This is a genomic window from Legionella lytica, assembly GCF_023921225.1.
Classification (GTDB): domain Bacteria; phylum Pseudomonadota; class Gammaproteobacteria; order Legionellales; family Legionellaceae; genus Legionella; species Legionella lytica.
This window is the reverse complement of the sequence record NZ_CP071527.1, coordinates 2,112,408-2,131,935: the sequence shown is the minus strand read 5'-3', so window position 1 is coordinate 2,131,935 and position 19,528 is coordinate 2,112,408. Positions and strand designations below refer to the sequence as shown.

Here is a 19,528-nt window from a genome sequence, read left to right as displayed (position 1 = left end):
AGTATATTAAAATCCAGGTTTTTGCCATTGAGGCTGTTAAATAACGTGGTTTTCTTTAGTATTACAAAACTTCGATGTGCTGCGAGAAATTAGGTCGTAGACTCTACCTAGGTCATTTATGATAAGGATGATTATTCATAATCGACCAAGCCCTATATAAAGTTTCTAACAAAATGATCCGAACTAAAGGATGGGGCAAGGTAAGTTTTGATAAAGACCAGCGTTCATTACATAGCTTGAGTACCTCTTGGGATAGCCCTTCGGGGCCGCCAATTAGAAAACATAAATGGCTGGAGGTTTGCTGCAATAGAGTTATTTTTTGCGCTAATTCTTCACTACTAAAGGATTTCCCTTCAATTTCCAAAGCAATAATCCGTGCGCCAGTAGGAATAGCCTCTTTCATTAACACAGACTCTTTTTCCATAATGCGTGTTAGATCAGAAGATTTACTACGGCGAATAAGCGGGATCTCAATTATTTTTAACTGAATACCGTCATTAAATCGTTTGGCATAGTCACTACTCCCTTGAGCAACCCAATCCGGCATTTTATTGCCTAAAGTAATAACGGTAATTTTTAACATGGTAATTAATTGTTGGGTTGTTCTTCCCAAAGTCCTTCTAGATTATAAAATTGTCTACTTTCAGGTTGCATGACATGAACAATAAAGTCGCCAAAATCAATAAGAACCCAGTCACCGGTCTCAAGTCCTGTGCAATGTAATGCAGGCAAACCAGCTAACTTCATATCTTCCATAACTTTTTGACCAATTGCCTTTACGTGACGTGAAGCACGGCCTGAAGCAATAAGCATGTAATCGGTGATGGTCGTTTGTTTACGGACATCAATTACTTTTATATCGGAAGCCTGAATATCTTCAAGCGCATGTAATAGTTTCACTAGCATTGGGTTTTGATCAGACATAAGAAAAGGTATCTTCTAAAAAACTCCGGATGATAACAGCATTTTTTTAATATAAAAAGGGTTGTGTTTAAATACCGGAGAATAACCTTATTTAGAAGCTCATTGCGAATGAAGCCAGTAACTGAGACTTCTGTCTTCCTGTATTATTCTAAAATTCTAGAGTAACTTCAGAAGCAATAGTCCCAGAATCTATATTAAAACTGCTGATTTCTTGCTCTAGCGCTTCATAATATGAGAAAAGTTTAGGATTATAATGTAGAAGTCTGCCTACAACTTCATTGCTTAAATACACTAGTAATTCAATTTTTGCTTTAGTATTGCTTATGGCGCTAATTTCATCATGTAAATCAAAGAGCTTGGAATAGGGAAAACTTTCCTTACCCGACTTATAGTTAGAAAATGCTTCGGATAAATTATCAATACGATTCATCATAAAAGTATATTGAGCTTTAACTGCTTTATAAAACATATTTAATGTTCCCTAAAATGTATAGAGCCAATAGTAATCGTTAAAACTTAAGGGAATCTTAATAATGTTAATTTGCTATTATTTTTTTTGAAACTGAGATTTTTGATTTAAATTTTTCCAGGGCGAAAATGGAACAAAGCAGCGCTTGGCTGCTTTGCCACTGTATTTTTCGGCTCAAAATATGACTAGGTTCTACATTAATCAGAAAGATTCACACGTGTTAATAAAAACTTAATTACAGCAAATAAAACCAGACAACCAATGGCCGCAATAAAAAGGATCCCTAGTTGTTGGGTAAAGGCTGCAGCATATAGCGATTTAAGTACCGCGATATTGGTTTCACCCGTAGGAATTGAAGTTAAAGAGGCCAATTTTCCAGAAAGAAAGCCTCCAATTCCTAAAGAAACGAAGAAAATACCCATCATGGTACTTACTTTATTTTTATCAGCGAGCAAGGTTATTGCAGATAAGCCCACTGGCGAGAGCAATAATTCAGCCAATGAAAACATTAAATAAGCGGGGATAATCAATAATGGAAACAATAATGCTGTACGGTCGGTAAAATTAGTTACCAAAACAATTACTGCATAGGCTGCTGTAGTAATAAAAATAGCGGCTAAAAATTTTCTGCCAATACTTAATCCGCGTTCTATTAAGTTAAGTTGTGGATTTCTTTTCGCTAAAAAATAACCGATTAGGAGCATCCCAATACTTTGAATGGTAACATAATAAGGGGCAGGGAATTGAATACCGCAAAAAGTTGGCTCTACCACTCGTGAAATGAATAGAGTCAATGACATAAACATTTGGAAGTAGAATGCCCAAAACACGACCGAAATAATGCACAATAAACCAATCACCAGTGTTTGTCGTGATTGATTGGCATTTTCACCGCTAACTGCGTAGCTAATATAGCCTGCGGAGAATAAGACCACTAATCCAAAGATAACGTTCGCTAATTTGGGAGAATTCAAAATGTAAAACGATAAGGCCCAGAGGAAAACTATTAATAGGAAGGCGAGCACAATTTTTTTAAATTGAAATACAAACAGATTATAGTCTTTGATTTGATATTTTTTGACACCAAAAGAAAACACTAAAAAGGCAATAATCATACCTATTGCAGCACTGGTAAACGAAGCGGCCCAACCAAAATGTTCAGTAAGAATGCTTGGCAGCGTAGTACCTAAGATGATACCGGAAGTAATCCCCATATAAAAAATGGTGAAGCCACTTTCACGTCGGGCGGATCCTTGCAAATATTCATTACCTAGCAAAGAAGAGATATTGGGTTTTAATAGGCCCGTACCTACAGCAATACCTGCTAGTGAGGCTGTGAGTACGTTTACACTATCTACGGAAGAAAGCAGGCAATAGCTGATAAATAGTACGATTGCGCCTAAGAGAACCGCTCTTTTTTGGCCAATTAATTTATCAGCAATCCATCCACCAACTACTGGGGATAGGTAGGTTAGGGCGGTAAAGGAACCAACCAACGCATAAATTTTTTTGTCAGGCCATTTAAAATGTAAGGCTAGATAGAGGGCTAAAAGTGATTGTACGACATAAAAACCATAACGTTCCCACATCTCAGTTGCAAAGTAAATCCCTAGAGATTTAGGGTGTTTTTCAACATGATTCTGCACTTTTTATATTCACAATTAATTAAGATTGCACTGAGTATATCATAGCATATTTTAGGTGCCTATATTGTCTAAGTGTGTAGCCTTGATGCAGTGCCGCGTAATCAAGGTTTTCTCACTTATCTCATATTGATTACGTGGTGCTGCATCAAGGCCCCAAGCATATCTCTATGCGCTGAATGCTCTCTAGTGTATGATTCATTTAATTTTTTAGCTATGGAGCAAGCTTTATGGATGCGAACAAGTCTAAGCGGGAAATAAGGGCAAATCACGGTACAGAAAAGCAAGCCAAAAATTGGTTAGCCGAAGCAGCACTGCGTATGCTTCATAATAATTTGGATCCTGAGGTGGCAGAAAATCCTGACTCATTAATTGTTTATGGTGGTTTGGGAAAAGCTGCGCGTAATTGGGAGTGTTTTGAAAAAATTGAAGAAGTACTAAAATCATTAGACGCAAATCAGACTCTGTTGGTTCAATCTGGTAAGCCGGTAGGGGTTTTTACCACTCATGAAGACGCACCTCGCGTATTAATTGCGAATTCAAATCTTGTTCCTCGTTGGGCAACGTGGGACCATTTCAATGAGCTCGATAAGAAAGGCTTAATGATGTATGGCCAAATGACGGCAGGAAGTTGGATTTACATTGGCTCACAAGGAATTGTTCAAGGCACTTATGAAACTTTTGTGTCTGCTGCCAACAAACACTATGAGGGTGATCTGTCCGGTCGCTGGATTCTTACTGCGGGTTTAGGCGGCATGGGTGGCGCGCAACCTTTAGCTGGGACAATGGCTGGTGCCAGTGTATTAGCGGTGGAGTGCGATTTATCGCGCATTGAAAAGCGTTTGAAAACGCGTTACCTGGACCGATACACCACCAATTTAGATGAAGCTTTAGCCTGGATTAATGAAGCTTGCGCTCAGAAAAAAACTATATCCGTGGCTGTGTTAGGAAATGCGGCGGAAGTATTTCCAGAGTTAGTTGCACGTGGTGCACCCCCTTCATTAGTAACGGATCAAACCAGTGCTCATGATCCACTTAATGGATATCTGCCTGCGGGTTGGACTTTAGAGTATGCAGAAAAAATGCGGCACACAGCTCCTGATGATGTGGTCCAGGCTGCTAAAAAGTCAATGGCAATTCAAGTGCATGCAATGCTTGAGTTTCATCAGCGAGGAATCCCGGTTTTTGATTACGGTAATAATATTCGCCAAATGGCTCTTGAAGCCGGTGAACAACATGCATTCGATTTTGAAGGGTTTGTGCCTGCATATATTCGCCCATTGTTTTGTGAAGGTATAGGGCCATTTCGTTGGGTTGCCTTATCTGGCGATCCTGACGATATTTATGCAACGGATGAAATGGTTAAAAAACTAATCCCTGATAATAAACACTTACACCGTTGGCTTGATATGGCTAGAGAAAAAATTGCCTTCCAAGGATTGCCAGCGCGTATTTGTTGGGTGGGATTAAAAGATAGAGCACGATTAGCTTTGGCTTTTAATGAGATGGTGAAGAGTGGGGCGGTCAAGGCACCGATTGTTATTGGTCGCGATCATTTGGATTCAGGCTCGGTTGCTAGTCCTAATCGCGAAACAGAAGGCATGATGGATGGAAGTGATGCCGTATCTGATTGGCCTTTACTCAATGCTTTACTAAATTGTGCTGGTGGAGCTACTTGGGTGAGTATTCATCATGGTGGGGGGGTAGGTATGGGATTCTCTCAGCATGCTGGAGTTGTCATTGTTGCTGATGGAACGGAAAAGGCAGCGCAACGTTTAGATCGAGTGCTGCATAACGACCCAGCTACTGGGGTGATGCGTCATGCTGATGCAGGTTATGAGCTTGCGAAAAACTGTGCTAAAGAAAATGGGCTGTGGTTGCCCATGGTGAAATAGGACGTTGGTTGGGTTGGGGGAATAAGCTTAACCCTTACCGTCATTGTGGGGCCTTGGCCTAATATATGGGGCATCGAGCCAGGTGCGAACTCAATGTTGGGGCATGGGCTCAACCTACAAGTTATGGTAGTGAGGGAGAGGGTACACCCCTAAAACGCAACATGTTTTTAAGTGGTAAAAAGGAGTTAGTTTTATGTCTGAGCATTTTATTCTTGAACCGGGTCAGTTAACATTACACTCAATCAAACAAATTTTGAGTAATCAATTACCTTGTTCTCTTGCAAACCATGCATTCGCAGCAATTAATACTTCTCATCAAACGGTAAAAAAAGTAATTCAAGATAAAAAGACTGTTTATGGTATTAATACTGGTTTTGGTTCATTAGCAAACCAAACAATTCCCACTGACAAATTAAAACAATTACAGCGCAATATTGTGCTTTCCCATGCTTGTGGCACTGGAGAATTGTTAGCAGATGACATCGTCGCTATGATTATGTTGCTTAAAATCAATAATCTAGCTCAAGGTTACTCCGGTGTGCGTCTGGAGTTAATCGAAGCTTTGCTTGCTTTGTTTAATCATCAAGTGTATCCCTGTATTCCTGCTAAAGGTTCAGTCGGTGCTTCCGGTGATTTAGCTCCTTTAGCACATATGTCTTTGCCCTTACTTGGTGTGGGGGAAGTACGGCATCAAGGCAAGATAATTAGTGCCTTGGAAGGTCTTAAAATAGCAGGACTTGAGCCACTTGAGCTGGAGGCCAAAGAAGGCTTGGCTTTGCTTAACGGCCTACAGGTTTCTACCGCCATTGCAATAAAAGCCCTCTTTGTTACTGAGAGTTTATTTGAAGTAGCTCTTATTACAGGGGCCTTATCGGTTGATGCCGCACAGGGCAGTGATGTGCCTTTTGATGACCGTATTCATCAGGTACGTGGCCATCAAACACAACGTGATGTTGCCGCATTATATCGAGAATTATTAGCAGGAAGCCAAATTCGCGAATCGCACCGGGATTGTTCTCGAGTCCAAGACCCTTATTCATTACGTTGCCAACCACAAATTATGGGAGCGGCCTTACATCAAATTAGTTTTGTCCGAGAAACCCTACAAGTTGAAGCAAATGCTATTTCGGATAACCCTTTGGTCTTTAGTGAACAGGGCGATATACTTTCAGGTGGTAATTTCCATGGGGAAATTGTTGCCATGGCTGCAGATAATCTGGCTTTAGCTATTGCTGAAATTGGGGCGAGTTCTGAGCGTCGAATTGCTTTATTAATTGATAAGAATTTCAGTGGCTTACCTGCTTTCTTAATTAAAGAAAGCGGTTTAAACTCAGGCTTTATGATAGCCCATGTTACGGCCGCTTCCTGTGCCAGTGATAACAAGGCTCTAGCTCATCCTCATTCAGTAGATAGCTTGCCCACTTCAGCCAATCAGGAAGATCACGTATCAATGGCAACGAGTGCTGCTCGGCGTTTACATGAGATGAATGATAATACGGCGACTATTTTAGCAATCGAAATGCTCGCAGCATGTCAGGGAATTGAGTTTCATAAACCCTTAAAAACTTCACCCTTGTTGGATGATGTGTATAATACAGTGCGAGCAGTGGTTGCTCCTTATGACCATGATCGTTATTTTGCGCCGGATATTGCTGCGGTAAAGGAAATGATTTTGCGCGAGGAGTTTTCTCGGTCTGAAATGTAAACAACGTTAAGTTAAACAACGAGGTTTGAGTGAGTATAGAAATTTATACAGATGGGGCGTGTAAAGGGAATCCTGGACCTGGTGGTTGGGGGGTTCTGCTTCGCTATAAAGGTACGGAAAAAACTTTACATGGTGGAGAGGCGCATACGACCAATAATCGTATGGAGCTTATGGCTGCGATTAAAGGCTTGGAGGCACTTACTCGCCCTTGTGATGTTGATTTATATACTGACTCCCAATATTTAAGACAAGGTATGATGAGCTGGTTGCACGGTTGGAAAAAAAACGGCTGGCGCAACTCAAAAAAAGAACCAGTGAAAAATGCTGATCTCTGGACTCTTTTAGATGAATTGGCATCACGCCATAAAATAACGTGGCATTGGGTTAAAGGACACTCAGGGCATACAGAAAATGAATTGGTTGACGCATTAGCCAACCAAGGTATTGAAGAACTAAGTGAGTAATTGATGCGACAAGTTGTATTAGATACAGAAACCACCGGAATCGGGCATGAGCAAGGCCACCGTGTCATTGAAATTGGCTGTGTGGAATTATTTGATAGAAAATTAACTGGAAAACACTTCCATGTATACCTTAACCCTGAACGTTTGGTTGACGAAGGTGCATTTCGGGTGCATGGGATCAGCGATGATTTTTTAAAAGATAAGCCTTTATTTTCTGATGTTGTTTCTGATTTTTTACAATTTGTCGGTGGTTCGGAATTAATCATTCATAACGCCGCGTTCGATATGGGATTTCTGAACTCTGAATTAAGGCATGTGCAATGGAAGAAAACACTTGATGAATATTGTGATGTATTCGATACCTTGACCTATGCACGAGATAAATTTCCCGGACAACGTAATAGCTTAGATGCTTTATGCAAACGTTTTGGTATTGACCATTTTAATCGTGAATTCCACGGCGCGTTACTTGATGCGGAGATTTTGGCCTTTGTATATCTGGCATTAACCGGTGGACAGAGTAGTTTGTTTGGTGAGGTTGAAGAGACAGTCAAGAAAGAAGTCCAAGTACAAGAAATAGCCTCTCTTCGTTTAGCCAATCCTATTGTGGTACAGGCTTTAGCTGATGAAATTGAGTCGCATCAGAACTTTATTGAGTTTTTATGTAAAAAGTCTGGGGTTAATCATTGGGAAGAGGCATAGAACATTCAAGATCATGCTGAGCCCATGGCCCAACATGATCTTGAGCCACACCCGAACTCCAGGTTGGGGCATGGATTCAACCTACATTTACTTATAATTTCAAAGTAATTTCCGAAACATTCGTTGGAGATTGAGTAGTATTGCCTCCTTGGAATACACCTTGACGACTCAGTGTTTGTGCATCCGAATTAGTACTAGGAATACGAAAATCAGGCACAATTACTTGGGCTTGTCTGTGTTCCACTTCCGCATCATTAATCGGCTCAGTCACCACCACTTGGCTTAATTGATTTAAAGGCCCTGGTTTAGCAAAACTCACCATACGATTGCGTGAAGGGTCGCCATTACGGACTAGAGGAACATCCGGACCACTAACAGCATAGCCAAGACCATGCTCTTGTAATTTCTGTCTCCAATGATCCATAGAGTGGAACTTACGCGTTTCCTTCATCTCTTCTTCAAGAGATACACCCGTAACCACATTAAAGATCGTATGAGCCATATGAGCCATGCTCATGGTTTCTTCATCAGTGACATCATGGTCTACGAGCAAGAAGCGACCATCAGGACGCAGAACACGTTTTACCTCCTCCAGGAAATGCTCTAACTCATCATCTTCAAAATGGTGCAAACCTACGTAACAGGTAATTACATCAGCACTATTATCTTTAAGATTAGCTAAATTAGGTCTACTGTAATCCAATTGCTCGAAGCGATCATATGGACGTGGGAAGCCAGTTTGGATGTAATCTGTTATTGATTGTTGTTCATACACAGCAACAATCTCGCCGGTAATTTTGTAATGTTGTTTGAATCCATTAACAAAGCGACCTGGATAACCAATTTCAACAAGACCATTAATGGTTTTCATTTCTTGAGGCAATAGAGTGTGTGCTTGTTCTCCTAGGTCGGTTTTGATTGCTGACAAGGAGTCAAGAATACGACTTAAATCACCCACAGTTCCAGGAGCGATTTCCGGTAAACGGCGCGCTAGCTCCTGATAAATTTCTTCATGACTGTCGTTGTATTGCATAATGTCTTCTAACAAGGCAAAAAACTTATCACTGTCTATACGATGTAATACATTCTTCAAAAAGCCAGCAAATTTTGTTTTAGTTTCTTCGTTTGCCATAATCGCTTTAAAGTGATTGGTAGTTTCAGGTTTGGGTTGCATAAAACGCTGATAGAAACCACTGACAAATAAATGATCTGGATCCGCTTCATCTTTTGCACGTAATGCCTCATCCACGTGCGGGTATGCTGCATGGAAATCTTCCGGATTTGAAATGTGTTGATAAGGAAGGTAATAAGCGCCACCTTTTTCAACGGTAAGGTGCTGTGCTTGACGTATCCATTTACGTGCTTTGATGATCGCCGTTTCTTCCAACGATTGGTTAAAGCAAAGTACTACTGCAAATCGGTCGCCATCATGAGCATAAGACATAGGTGAACGGTCATTTTTCTTAACAAAACGTACCGAGGCATTCAGTAGTGCAACGTCGTTTGTTTGCAGTAAGGCGCCTAATTCTTTAAGAAAATCAGTTAAGTTCTCTTCGGGTAAGAAAAACTCTTGCAACCATTCAGTTTCACTTTTTGATGCATTAAACATAGCATTAATAGGTGGTTGCATAATTTTATTCACGCTCATCAGCTCGCCATTGTTGGCAAGTAGACGTGTGCGTTCCATTTCCCAATATTTTTGGCGAGCCCATGGAGAGTGGCGAGCCATGTTAATCATAATGCGATCAAATCGAGTACCATGCGCTGCTTCTGGACGTAAATTATCTTGAAGTGGTTTCCTCTCATCTTCTTTCACATAACTGACTGCAACACCTGAACCCAATAAGTTATTAGGATCGAGAGATAGGCGATATAAGTGCATACGGGTATTTGGATCAGTTAATACGTTGTCACGAAAGTGTTCAACGTAGTGCTCAGGTTCAATTGCAACGCCTTTTTCTTTCAGTAATTCGTTATCAGTGAGATCAATCGTGGCCGAAACAATAATGCCATACAAGCCTAAACCGCCAGTAACATTATGGAATTTATCATCTTCAGGGGTGAGGGTTTCTAATTCGCCCTGAGCGTTGATAATCGTAATTGAACTAACAACTGTAGATAACATCCCATCGTGAATGTTCCAGCCATGGATGTTGGTACCTAGGGAGCCACCTACTGAAAACACATCCGAGGCTTGCATTACTTTTAAAGCCAGCTTAAATTTGTTCGCTTCTTGTTTTATATCAGACCAAACTGCCCCAGCACCTACAATGGCTTGCTTGTCTTTGGAGTGAATTTCAACAGTATTGAAATTACTTAAATCAACGACAATTAGGTTTTCATCCCCTTCAGGAAGAAATTGCTTACCTTGACTAAAGCCTGCACCGATTGGCATTATCTTTTTACCTTCACGGGCTGCATTTTTAACAAGCTCTTGTAATTCCTCAAGCGATTCGGGTGACTCCATCACTGCGTTACGAGCATGATGATAATCACCACCTGCGCTGACTCCTGTTTGATGCACATTAGGAACGAAGTACAAGCTTACTAATTTCGGGCTAATTAAACCAAATACCGAGGCGAGCAGGGCATAAAGATTTTTACTAAAATTGTTCGCATAGACTTTCATTTGTTCTAAGCGAGCCTCTTGTGTTTCATCAGTAGTGAAGAATGCACGGAAAGAATAAATAGTGGCAGTAATTCCACTAACAACCATATCAACAAATGATAGGGGCATAAAACCAAAAGCAAAAATGACTCGTTTTTGGATAAACTGAAACGCTTTTCCAAAAAAACTTGTGGCTTTATCACGATAGATTCTATCAATCATTCCGGCTGGAATTTCATTAAAATATCCAAGTTTCGGTAATGCAGGCATGGTAAAATTTCCTTTAAAAATTATGGATAAAATTTACTTCTACGTCGTCTTGTTTTTCTAAACGTTTAAGAGTCTTATGTAGATCTCTAACGGGAACATCAAAAAGGCAAATTTTGCGATTACTATGAATATGATCGCCATAGCTATAGAGGGCTTCTGCTCTTTTAGTTTGATTTAAGGCTTCTTCTTTAGCTAAAAGTTTATCTGCGCTATCTGTATCAATAGTGCATTTCACTTGTACTCGTTTTTCCCCAGCAATCTCACGTAAATGAATGTTTTGTTCGCCAAGAGCTCTTACCACGGGTTGAAATGCTGCATAGCGTGGAGCATTAAGGCGGGCGTACACTGAAGTATAGGTATGTCCATCTTTAGTTTTTGGAGTGTCTTTCGCATAAATATGGGAGTCAACTACTTGAACTGCATGTGCTTGCTCAACCTGGGCTAATTGCTGTTGGAATAGGCGTTTAGCATCCTCAGGATTGTCTACGTCTTGAGCATCGAATTTAACTAGAATATCAGTTGATGGAGGTACTTCATTATTTTCTTGGTGATACCAGTAACTTAGCGGTTTAGAAATCCATTTTCTAGCCCATAACTCACAGGAAACTACAGTCCATGAAAACCAATCAACCCAAGTTTTATTTTCACATTGTCGGTATCTTTCTGCGAGCTCAGCACGCATTTCACTGTACTTATGATCATAGAATGGTACCGTTTGTAAGTTAGCAGCATACTGTTCAAAAGTCGTTGCTAAATGCTGTTGCATTTCGCTCTCATTGTCTTTCTTTAAAAAGGGATAAAGTAACAGCGATATAATTCCTTTAGGAAGTAGCTCCATCGTCGTGAATGTTGCAATAAATAGGTCCATGATCATGTATTCAGAAAACAATATTGAGCTGATACTGTCGTATTTCCGGGCAGAGGAGTAGGAGTTGAATACAACCTTCCATAAATCAAAAATTTGCCGGAAGTAGGGGAATTGGAACATGGATTTGTTTTCACGAAGTAGTTTGGCATATTCTTCTGCCATTTCTACATTGCGCCATTCTGGACCCGTCATAAAGGATTGGTATTGTTCTCTTCGGTATGCTGTATCTGTTAGCTGAATACGTGAACTAAGCTGGTTAAGATATTTACCCATAAAAAATCCTTAAAGCTTTGCTGAAATCGTTTAGTGAGCATTGATTATACCAAGCGATTCTTAAGTGAGTATTATGGATTTTTTATAAGAAAACCTGAATAGGGAAACCTATTCAGGTCAGTAATGAAGAGTTATTTTATAAGGTATTTCATTGCAAAATCTTTACCAATACATTCACCTAACGTTTTCCCCCACGTAGAGGCGTCAGTATTGCTGATTTTTGCTGGAATGGATGCATAAAGTTGATTGTGACACTTATCTACACTTTCAGGAATCACACTCACACATTGATCATAAGTCATTTTGATTGTTTCTAGGCGTTGTTTCAAATCTGGATCATTCATAAAGCCCTTACAGATTAGAGTTGGTAACATAGGCTCAATGGCCTTTAGCCATGCGTCTTTAGTCATTTCCGAAGTAACATCAGGAGATGTTTCTGTTGCTGCTGGTACTGCTGGAGCAGCGGGTGCTTCTGCAGGAGCTACTGACGTAGCAGCAGGTGCTGTAGTAGTTGTTGTACTGGGTGTTGTATCCGCACAAGCAATACTGCTTCCCAATAAAATAGAGACTGCTATAAGTGTTTGTTTTTGCATGATCTATTTTCCTTAATCTGTTTCCCTCAATTAATATAGTAGAACATATAATCTCATTTTGCCGTAAAAAAATTTATTTTGTACTTTATTTGGGCTAAACTGGAAGTTAAGGTAACTCTTTATTCGTGCTGTGATGTTTTCGTGTGAAGAGATAAGGCCTGTAGTTATATGCTGAGATGGAAATAAAAAGGAACAATTATGGAAAAACAATCTGCTGTATTAACACCTCGCTTTTTATCCCTGGCTTTATTTGTATTATTTATGTTTCCTGTATGTTCGGCATACTCTGCAGGAAATACCTTCATTTTTAATCCTAATACATTAAGTTGGAAGGCTATCAATGAACATGGTCAGGTAGTTCGCACTGGAAGAGGTTCTGCGGGCAGAAAATATTGTCCAGATATTCATCGTAGTTGTAAAACGCCGAGCGGTGTATTTCGTATCTCGAGTAAAGGTGGTCCAGGATGCCGTTCCAGTCGTTACCCTCTAGGGGGAGGTGGGGCTCCAATGCCATATTGTATGTTTTTTAGTAAAAATTATGCGATCCACGGCTCTCATGAAGTCCCCAATTACAATGCGAGCCATGGTTGTGTCCGTGTACCACCAAGTGATGCAAAATGGCTAAGTCATAATTTTATGAAAATTGGAACGAAAGTGGTGATTAAGCCTTATTAAAAGCTAATAAGCGAAACCTGGTTGCTTGCAACCAGGTTTTTATTTTGAATACAAAATTATTTATTAAACCAGATTACTCATCATCATCCATACTAAACGAAGAACCACAACCACAGGTGGTTTTCGCATTAGGATTACGAATCACAAATTGCTCTCCTTGGATACCTTGAATGTAATCGATTTCTGCTTCGTGAAGGTATTGATGGCTCATGGGATCAACAAGCAATTTTACTGAGGAAACGCCATCAGAGCAGTGTTGAATAACTACAGTATCGTCTTCATTAATTTCTTCATCAAAACTAAAGCCATACTGAAATCCAGAGCAACCACCACCAGAGATGGAAACACGTAAGTTCAGATTAGAATTATTTTCTTCGCGAATTAATTCAGCTACCTTATCTGCGGCATTAACAGAAAAACGAATATCGCTGTCAGTGGGGGATATATCTATAGCAGCCATTGTAATAACTCCGATTGTTCATTTATAAATTATATATTATACCTGGATATTAAGTAATCGTTCAGGTTAAAATTCAGGCCATGCTGTTCGGGCTGACCTGTGCATATGGTCCATTACTATTTCAACTATCTAATAATCTGTTCAATAGTCGCTCCACCCAGGCACTGGTTTTTATCGTAAAAAACCACGTATTGTCCAGGTGTCACTGCTCGTTGCGGATTGGAAAACATCACATAGTGTTGACCATTATCCGGAGGAGAAATCATACAGCCTTGTTCAGGTTGTCTGTATCTTGTTTTTGCATAGCAGGTAAGCGGTAATTGGTCACTGCATTCAGCTAACCAATGTATTGGACCACAAATGAGGCCTTGTGAATACAGCATGGGATGATGGCTTCCTTGAGCTACATATAAGGTATTCGTCGCTACGTCTTTATCAACTACATACCAAGGCTCATCTGATGAGCTATGCATACCACCTATACCTAAACCTTGTCGTTGGCCCAAGGTATAAAACATAAGACCATCGTGTTTACCCAGTACGGTACCATCAGTACTTTTCATTTCACCAGGTTTGGCCAGAATAAATTCTTTTAAAAAGGTTTTGAAACGTCGCTCACCAATAAAACAGATTCCTGTTGAGTCTTTTTTTGCTTGAGTGACAAGACCTAATTGGGCTGCAAACTCTCTAATTTCGGGTTTTGTGTAATCGCCAATAGGGAATAAGGTTTTTCCTAGGGCTTCAGGTTCTACCGCATGTAAGAAGTAAGTTTGATCTTTATCACGGTCTTTAGCTTTATGGAGATGGCCGACATTGCCTTCGATTTTATTGCGAGCATAATGGCCGGTAGCAATGTAATCGGCGCCTAGCTCTAATGCATAGTTTAAAAAAGCATTAAATTTAATTTCCTTATTACAGAGTACATCCGGATTAGGCGTTCGTCCTTTTTCATACTCACTTAAAAAATGAGTAAAAACACGCTCCCAGTATTGTTCGGCAAAATTAACACTATGCAGAGGGATATCTAATTGATTGCATACTGCTTGTGCATCAGCAAGATCTTGGGCTGCTGGACAAAAAGTATCCGTATCATCCTGTTCCCAATTTTTCATGAACAATCCTTCAACTTGGTAGCCTTGTTCTTTTAATAACCAGGCCGCAACAGAAGAATCGACACCTCCAGACATTCCAACAATAACTTTTTCTTTCATAAAATCCAGATACCGCTTATATTAATGTGTAATAGTGGGTTGGCACTAAAAAGTGCAGATTGTAAACAGAACATTATGTCATAAAAGTAGCTCAGGTGAAAGTGATGCCATAATGCAACACACAAAGGAATATAGGAAAATGCTTTATTTACAAGAACTAGCCAAACAAGGCCAACAAAGCAAAACAGTAACGCTTACTGAACGGGTACCGCATTTTATTGCAACGCCTTGTGAGTTAAACGTAAACTATCATGTTGAGACTAGAGAAGATTTTTACTTAATTAACCTCGAGGTTCGTGGGGAACTGGCTCTGTTATGTCAGCGTTGTATGGATGATTTTAATTATTCTTACGAGAATAACACCATCATTGCTGTGTGCCGTGATGATGCGCGAGCCGAACAGCTTCTAGAACGCTATGAATGTATCGTAGCTTCTAACTTACAAGTAAGCCTCGAAGATCTTATAATTGATGAGTTGCATCTCTACGCGCCACAGTTTCATCCTGAAATTGGGGATTGCGGCAATGAAATAAATCAATTTTTAACCTAAAAAAACGGGCAATCTTAATATTTTATTCAATAAATACTTGGATTGATGTTAAAATATGGGTAATATTCCCGCTTTATGAAAGCAAATTGTTTAGGAGTAATACAATGGCCGTACAACAAAATAAGAAATCGCGTTCACGTCGTGATATGCGTCGTTCGCATGATGCTTTAACTGCACCTACTTTATCTGTTGATTCTACTACAGGTGAAACTCATCTACGTCATCACATGACTCCAGATGGTTACTATCGTGGCAAAAAGATTCTTGATGCAGATACAGCTTACGAATCAGACGAAGAGTAATATTTCTTGAAAAATATCACCATTGCAATAGATGCGATGGGTGGGGATCATGGCTTGAGTGTAGTGATTCCTGCCTGTGTGCGCGCAGCGAATAACAATCCTAATTTAAAGCTGATTCTTGTTGGTGTTCACGACAAGATTGATGCCTATTTGAAAAAGTTAGGCGTTTCCTCGTCGAAGCAATTTTCTATAGTGCATGCCTCTGAGGTTGTTGCTATGGACGAATTGCCTTCATCTGCTTTGCGCAATAAAAAAGATTCATCCATGCGTGTAGCGATTAACCTGGTTAAAGAAGGCATAGCACAAGCCTGTGTTAGTGCTGGAAATACAGGTGCATTAATGGCTACTGCACGCTATGTATTAAAAACGTTACCCGGTATTGATAGGCCCGCGATCGTTTCTGAACTTCCGACAATGAAGGGGAGAACTTGGGTTATTGATTTAGGGGCCAACGTGGATTCCTGTGCTGAACATCTGTTTCAGTTTGCCGTTATGGGGTCTGCCTTAGTACAAGCAGTTTCAAACAAAGAAAACCCAAAAATTGGCGTATTAAACATTGGTGTTGAAGAAATAAAAGGCAATGACCAAGTCAAACGAACTGCACATATGCTTGAAGAATGTTCTATTATGAACTATGTTGGATATGTGGAAGGAGATGATTTTTATTCAGGTGAGATTGATTTAGTTGTTTGTGATGGATTTGTTGGCAATGTTGCCTTAAAAGCGAGCGAAGGTCTTGCTCGACTTTTCCTAGGGCTGTTCAAAGAGTCTTTTACACGCAATATACTTACTAAGTTAATTGGCTTAATTGCAATGCCTGTATTAAAACCATTAAAAAGCCGTTTGGATCCTTCACGTTACAATGGGGCCAGTTTACTAGGGCTGAATGGTATTGTCGTTAAGAGCCATGGCGGAACCAATGAAGTAGGTTTTCAACATGCAATAGAGCAAGCTGTTCTTGAAGTAAAGAATGATGTCATTGATTTAGTTCGTGCTCGTATAAACGACTTTATGAATCAAGGGTTGCTTTTATGAAATATGCTGTAATTAGTGGTACTGGGAGCTATAGTCCGGAGAGACAGCTTTCCAATGTTGAACTGGAGTCGATGATAGACACCAGTGATGAATGGATTGCTTCGAGAACAGGGATTCGTAATCGCAGTATCGCTCAAGGGCATGAGACAACTTCATATATGGCAGCTAAAGCTGCCGAGCGAGCTTTACTCGCTGCAAATCTGGATGCAGATCAGATTGATTTAATTGTTGTGGCGACTTGTACGCCCGATAATTTTTTTCCTAGCGTAGCCTGTGCGGTGCAAAACGCATTAAAAATTAAAAAACCAATCCCTGCCTTTGATGTTAGCGCTGCATGTAGCGGTTTTGTTTATGTTATGGATATTGCAAAGCAATATATAACCGCCGGTACAGTAAATAATGTTTTAGTTATAGGTAGTGAGCGTATGTCTCATGCGCTTGATTGGAATGACCGAGCCACCTGCGTTTTGTTTGGCGATGGGGCCGGTGCTGTTGTATTAAGTGCAAGTAATCGGCAAGGGATTATAGGAAGCGTACTCCATTCTTCTTATGATACAGAAAGATACTTGGAACTTCAGAACTATTCCCTTAAAGAAGAGCGTGCGGTAATTTCGATGAAGGGCAATGAAGTATTTAAACTTGCTGTTAATATCATGGGTAACGTAGTTGATGAGGTTTTAGAACTTTGTCAATTAAAAAAGTCAGATATTAAGTGGTTAGTTCCCCATCAGGCTAATCAGCGTATTATTCAAGCTATCGCTAAAAAATTAGAGCTTCCCATGTCCCAAGTTGTTGTGACTATTGGTAATCATGGCAATACTTCGGCGGCTTCTATTCCTTTGGCTCTTGATCATTCCATCCGAAACAAGCAAATTCAACAAGATGATTTATTTTTGATTGAAGCTTTTGGTGCCGGAATGACTTGGGGTGCAATGGTGATTCGTTATTAATAATTTTATCTTGAGTGTAATTTTAATAAGACCGGTGGTTTTAATCTCGGGACTTATTTAAATTACTATAGATTGGAGTTGACTTAATTATGGTAAAAACAGCGTTCGTATTTCCTGGACAAGGATCGCAATCAGTAGGGATGTTAACTGACTTTGAATTACAATATCCTATTATTGTAGATACTTTTGCAGAAGCTTCTGAGGCTGTAGGCTATGATTTATGGCAGCTCGTTCAGCAGGGGCCCGCTGAACGCCTTAACCAAACAGAATATACTCAGGTTGCTATGTTGACTGCAGATGTTGCTGTTTACCGCTTATTAGAGCAAGAAAGCCTTGCCACGCCTGAGTTTATGGCTGGTCATAGTCTAGGTGAATACCCTGCATTAGTTTGTGCTGGTGCATTAACTTTAACTGAAGGTGCACGTTTGGTTGCGCGTCGAGGTCAAGTAATGCAACAAGCTGTTCCCTTAGGTGCTGGTGCTATGGCCGCAATTATTGGCTTTAATGATGAACAAGTGAAATCATTATGCCAAGAAGCTAGTCAAGGAGATGAACTCGTTACTCCAGCAAACTACAACTCACCCGAACAAATTGTTGTTGCAGGGCATACTGCCGCAGTTAATCGTATGATTACATTAGCTGAAGAAGCCGGTGCACGTTTAGCTAAGATTATACCTGTCAGTGTTCCATGCCACTGTCCTTTATTAACTGATGCAGCAGAATCTTTTGCCGCGCATTTAGATGCAGTTAATTTTAAAAAACCGAATATCAAAGTAGTAAGTAATGTCGATTTAAGTATTTACGAATCAGCACAACAAATAAAAGATCGCCTAAAAGAGCAGCTTTATAGCCCCGTGCGTTGGGTTGAGACGATTCAACTCTTTAAAAATCAGGGTGTTGAACTGATTTTAGAATGTGGTCCAGGTAAGGTCCTCAATGGTTTAATTAAAAGAATTGATAGAAGTTTAAATACAATTAGTATTTACGATACTATTAGCCTGGATCAAGTGGCAGAACAATTAGCGTAAATACGTCGCCTAAATGAGGCATATTATATTAACTATTTGCTTGAAGCTATTTTTATTTTAAGGAACATCCATGCATAATTTAGAAGGTAAAGTTGCCTTAGTAACTGGTGCCAGTCGTGGGATAGGCCAAGCGATTGCTATTAAGTTAGCTCAAAGTGGGGCTTTTGTTTACGGCACTGCAACCACTGAAAAAGGTGCTGAGCTTATCACGGAATACTTAAAAAAGGAAAATTTAGCAGGTAAGGGCTTGGTTCTTGATGTAACAAATAGCGAACAAATAGAACAAGTTATAGATGCTCTGGCTGAGGCAAGCCATGCACCAGCAATTTTGGTTAATAATGCTGGAATTACTTCAGATAACCTTTTATTACGTATGGACGATGATGAATGGTTTAAAGTTATCGATACAAATTTGAATTCCATATACAGAATGTCTAAAATTTGTATAAAATCGATGTTTAGAGCACGATGGGGTAGGATTATTTCTATTGGTTCAGTGGTCGGATCAAGCGGAAATACAGGCCAGGTGAATTATACAGCAGCAAAAGCAGGTATTGTGGGTTTTTCTAAATCTTTAGCGCAAGAAATAGGTAGCAGAAACATTACAGTGAATGTGGTCGCGCCAGGCTTCATTGATACCGATATGACTACTTCTTTACCTGATATGGTAAAGGATGAAATGATGAAGCGCATTCCGTTGCGCAAGTTAGGTCAGCCAGAGGATATCGCTAATGCCGTTGCCTTTTTAGCCTCAGATGATGCTAAATATATTACAGGTAGTACAATCCATGTAAATGGCGGAATGTATATGGATTAAATGCACTTGCGTTATCTGTATAAATGAATAAACTATACCCTCCTGTTTAACTTTGACCTTTTGAAGGTGTTTTAGACAAGGTGTTT

Annotated in this window: 20 protein-coding genes; 11 read left to right on the top strand and 9 right to left on the bottom strand. The window is 40.0% G+C overall.

Annotated features, from left to right (window positions below):
• Nucleotides 1-112: 112 nt before the first annotated feature.
• The 4 genes from rlmH to J2N86_RS09390 all read right to left on the bottom strand — a co-directional run bounded on the left by rlmH (nucleotide 113) and on the right by J2N86_RS09390 (nucleotide 3,039).
• Complete coding sequence (rlmH, locus tag J2N86_RS09405; RefSeq protein ID WP_252582436.1) at nucleotides 113-583, bottom strand: 23S rRNA (pseudouridine(1915)-N(3))-methyltransferase RlmH; 471 nt, start codon at nucleotides 581-583, stop codon at nucleotides 113-115.
• A 5-nt stretch (nucleotides 584-588) separates the two neighbouring features.
• Complete coding sequence (rsfS, locus tag J2N86_RS09400; RefSeq protein ID WP_252579136.1) at nucleotides 589-924, bottom strand: ribosome silencing factor; 336 nt, start codon at nucleotides 922-924, stop codon at nucleotides 589-591.
• Between the two features lie 148 nt (nucleotides 925-1,072).
• Nucleotides 1,073-1,393, bottom strand: coding sequence for a hypothetical protein (locus J2N86_RS09395; protein WP_252579135.1), 321 nt, complete (start codon nucleotides 1,391-1,393; stop codon nucleotides 1,073-1,075).
• A gap of 197 nt (nucleotides 1,394-1,590) precedes the next feature.
• On the bottom strand, nucleotides 1,591-3,039 hold the full coding sequence (locus tag J2N86_RS09390; protein ID WP_289781828.1) for a peptide MFS transporter: 1,449 nt from the start codon (nucleotides 3,037-3,039) through the stop codon (nucleotides 1,591-1,593).
• 227 nt (nucleotides 3,040-3,266) lie between these two features.
• Here J2N86_RS09390 and hutU point away from each other — a divergent pair, with 227 nt between their 5' ends.
• From hutU to dnaQ, 4 genes are all read left to right on the top strand, one after another.
• Nucleotides 3,267-4,931, top strand: a complete 1,665-nt coding sequence (hutU, locus tag J2N86_RS09385) for a urocanate hydratase (protein ID WP_252579134.1) — start codon at nucleotides 3,267-3,269, stop codon at nucleotides 4,929-4,931.
• Nucleotides 4,932-5,124: 193 nt separating this feature from the next.
• Nucleotides 5,125-6,636 carry a histidine ammonia-lyase gene (gene hutH, locus J2N86_RS09380; protein ID WP_252579133.1) on the top strand — a complete coding sequence of 504 codons (1,512 nt, stop codon included), beginning with the start codon at nucleotides 5,125-5,127 and terminating at the stop codon, nucleotides 6,634-6,636.
• 29 nt (nucleotides 6,637-6,665) lie between these two features.
• Nucleotides 6,666-7,100 (top strand): ribonuclease HI, encoded by a 435-nt coding sequence (gene rnhA, locus J2N86_RS09375; protein ID WP_252579132.1) that lies wholly within the window; start codon nucleotides 6,666-6,668, stop codon nucleotides 7,098-7,100.
• Between the two features lie 3 nt (nucleotides 7,101-7,103).
• A complete protein-coding gene (dnaQ, locus tag J2N86_RS09370; protein WP_252579131.1) occupies nucleotides 7,104-7,802 on the top strand; it encodes a DNA polymerase III subunit epsilon in 699 nt (232 codons plus the stop codon).
• Between the two features lie 91 nt (nucleotides 7,803-7,893).
• Here the strand turns inward: dnaQ and J2N86_RS09365 are convergent, their stop codons facing one another.
• From J2N86_RS09365 to J2N86_RS09355, 3 genes are all read right to left on the bottom strand, one after another.
• Complete coding sequence (locus J2N86_RS09365; RefSeq protein ID WP_252579130.1) at nucleotides 7,894-10,680, bottom strand: FAD-binding protein; 2,787 nt, start codon at nucleotides 10,678-10,680, stop codon at nucleotides 7,894-7,896.
• Nucleotides 10,681-10,693: 13 nt separating this feature from the next.
• Nucleotides 10,694-11,821: a hypothetical protein gene (locus tag J2N86_RS09360; RefSeq protein ID WP_252579129.1), complete on the bottom strand. Its 1,128-nt coding sequence runs from the start codon at nucleotides 11,819-11,821 to the stop codon at nucleotides 10,694-10,696.
• A 131-nt stretch (nucleotides 11,822-11,952) separates the two neighbouring features.
• Nucleotides 11,953-12,414: a hypothetical protein gene (locus tag J2N86_RS09355; RefSeq protein ID WP_252579128.1), complete on the bottom strand. Its 462-nt coding sequence runs from the start codon at nucleotides 12,412-12,414 to the stop codon at nucleotides 11,953-11,955.
• A 198-nt stretch (nucleotides 12,415-12,612) separates the two neighbouring features.
• On the opposite strand from J2N86_RS09355, the gene J2N86_RS09350 reads away from it, so the two are divergent.
• Nucleotides 12,613-13,089 (top strand): L,D-transpeptidase, encoded by a 477-nt coding sequence (locus J2N86_RS09350; RefSeq protein WP_252579127.1) that lies wholly within the window; start codon nucleotides 12,613-12,615, stop codon nucleotides 13,087-13,089.
• A 73-nt stretch (nucleotides 13,090-13,162) separates the two neighbouring features.
• Here J2N86_RS09350 and erpA read toward each other — a convergent pair whose 3' ends face one another.
• Together erpA and mnmA are read right to left on the bottom strand one after the other, a co-directional pair.
• Nucleotides 13,163-13,549, bottom strand: a complete 387-nt coding sequence (gene erpA / locus J2N86_RS09345; RefSeq protein WP_252579126.1) for an iron-sulfur cluster insertion protein ErpA — start codon at nucleotides 13,547-13,549, stop codon at nucleotides 13,163-13,165.
• Nucleotides 13,550-13,674: 125 nt separating this feature from the next.
• On the bottom strand, nucleotides 13,675-14,760 hold the full coding sequence (gene mnmA, locus J2N86_RS09340) for a tRNA 2-thiouridine(34) synthase MnmA (RefSeq protein WP_252579125.1): 1,086 nt from the start codon (nucleotides 14,758-14,760) through the stop codon (nucleotides 13,675-13,677).
• Nucleotides 14,761-14,899: 139 nt separating this feature from the next.
• On the opposite strand from mnmA, the gene J2N86_RS09335 reads away from it, so the two are divergent.
• From J2N86_RS09335 to fabG, 6 genes are all read left to right on the top strand, one after another.
• Complete coding sequence (locus tag J2N86_RS09335) at nucleotides 14,900-15,310, top strand: YceD family protein (protein WP_252579124.1); 411 nt, start codon at nucleotides 14,900-14,902, stop codon at nucleotides 15,308-15,310.
• Between the two features lie 104 nt (nucleotides 15,311-15,414).
• Nucleotides 15,415-15,612: a 50S ribosomal protein L32 gene (rpmF, locus tag J2N86_RS09330; protein WP_058535299.1), complete on the top strand. Its 198-nt coding sequence runs from the start codon at nucleotides 15,415-15,417 to the stop codon at nucleotides 15,610-15,612.
• Between the two features lie 6 nt (nucleotides 15,613-15,618).
• Nucleotides 15,619-16,647, top strand: coding sequence for a phosphate acyltransferase PlsX (gene plsX / locus J2N86_RS09325; protein WP_252579123.1), 1,029 nt, complete (start codon nucleotides 15,619-15,621; stop codon nucleotides 16,645-16,647).
• Nucleotides 16,644-17,597, top strand: a complete 954-nt coding sequence (locus tag J2N86_RS09320; protein WP_252579122.1) for a beta-ketoacyl-ACP synthase III — start codon at nucleotides 16,644-16,646, stop codon at nucleotides 17,595-17,597. Before plsX ends, J2N86_RS09320 begins: the two co-directional genes overlap by 4 nt.
• Nucleotides 17,598-17,686: 89 nt before the next feature.
• Nucleotides 17,687-18,625 carry an ACP S-malonyltransferase gene (gene fabD, locus J2N86_RS09315; protein WP_252579121.1) on the top strand — a complete coding sequence of 313 codons (939 nt, stop codon included), beginning with the start codon at nucleotides 17,687-17,689 and terminating at the stop codon, nucleotides 18,623-18,625.
• Between the two features lie 70 nt (nucleotides 18,626-18,695).
• Nucleotides 18,696-19,442: a 3-oxoacyl-ACP reductase FabG gene (gene fabG / locus J2N86_RS09310; RefSeq protein ID WP_252579120.1), complete on the top strand. Its 747-nt coding sequence runs from the start codon at nucleotides 18,696-18,698 to the stop codon at nucleotides 19,440-19,442.
• Nucleotides 19,443-19,528: the final 86 nt, after the last annotated feature.

Bases quoted from the DNA above. Each gene is read 5' to 3' on its own strand.
- erpA (WP_252579126.1), bottom strand. From the start codon at position 13,549: ATGGCTGCTATAGATATATCCCCCACTGACAGCGATATTCGTTTTTCT.
- J2N86_RS09395 (WP_252579135.1), bottom strand. From the start codon at position 1,393: ATGTTTTATAAAGCAGTTAAAGCTCAATATACTTTTATGATGAATCGT.
- mnmA (WP_252579125.1), bottom strand. From the start codon at position 14,760: ATGAAAGAAAAAGTTATTGTTGGAATGTCTGGAGGTGTCGATTCTTCT.
- fabG (WP_252579120.1), top strand. From the start codon at position 18,696: ATGCATAATTTAGAAGGTAAAGTTGCCTTAGTAACTGGTGCCAGTCGT.
- J2N86_RS09335 (WP_252579124.1), top strand. From the start codon at position 14,900: ATGCTTTATTTACAAGAACTAGCCAAACAAGGCCAACAAAGCAAAACA.
- J2N86_RS09320 (WP_252579122.1), top strand. From the start codon at position 16,644: ATGAAATATGCTGTAATTAGTGGTACTGGGAGCTATAGTCCGGAGAGA.
- J2N86_RS09355 (WP_252579128.1), bottom strand. From the start codon at position 12,414: ATGCAAAAACAAACACTTATAGCAGTCTCTATTTTATTGGGAAGCAGT.
- J2N86_RS09365 (WP_252579130.1), bottom strand. From the start codon at position 10,680: ATGCCTGCATTACCGAAACTTGGATATTTTAATGAAATTCCAGCCGGA.
- rsfS (WP_252579136.1), bottom strand. From the start codon at position 924: ATGTCTGATCAAAACCCAATGCTAGTGAAACTATTACATGCGCTTGAA.
- J2N86_RS09350 (WP_252579127.1), top strand. From the start codon at position 12,613: ATGGAAAAACAATCTGCTGTATTAACACCTCGCTTTTTATCCCTGGCT.
- fabD (WP_252579121.1), top strand. From the start codon at position 17,687: ATGGTAAAAACAGCGTTCGTATTTCCTGGACAAGGATCGCAATCAGTA.
- rpmF (WP_058535299.1), top strand. From the start codon at position 15,415: ATGGCCGTACAACAAAATAAGAAATCGCGTTCACGTCGTGATATGCGT.
- hutU (WP_252579134.1), top strand. From the start codon at position 3,267: ATGGATGCGAACAAGTCTAAGCGGGAAATAAGGGCAAATCACGGTACA.
- hutH (WP_252579133.1), top strand. From the start codon at position 5,125: ATGTCTGAGCATTTTATTCTTGAACCGGGTCAGTTAACATTACACTCA.
- J2N86_RS09360 (WP_252579129.1), bottom strand. From the start codon at position 11,821: ATGGGTAAATATCTTAACCAGCTTAGTTCACGTATTCAGCTAACAGAT.
- rlmH (WP_252582436.1), bottom strand. From the start codon at position 583: ATGTTAAAAATTACCGTTATTACTTTAGGCAATAAAATGCCGGATTGG.
- dnaQ (WP_252579131.1), top strand. From the start codon at position 7,104: ATGCGACAAGTTGTATTAGATACAGAAACCACCGGAATCGGGCATGAG.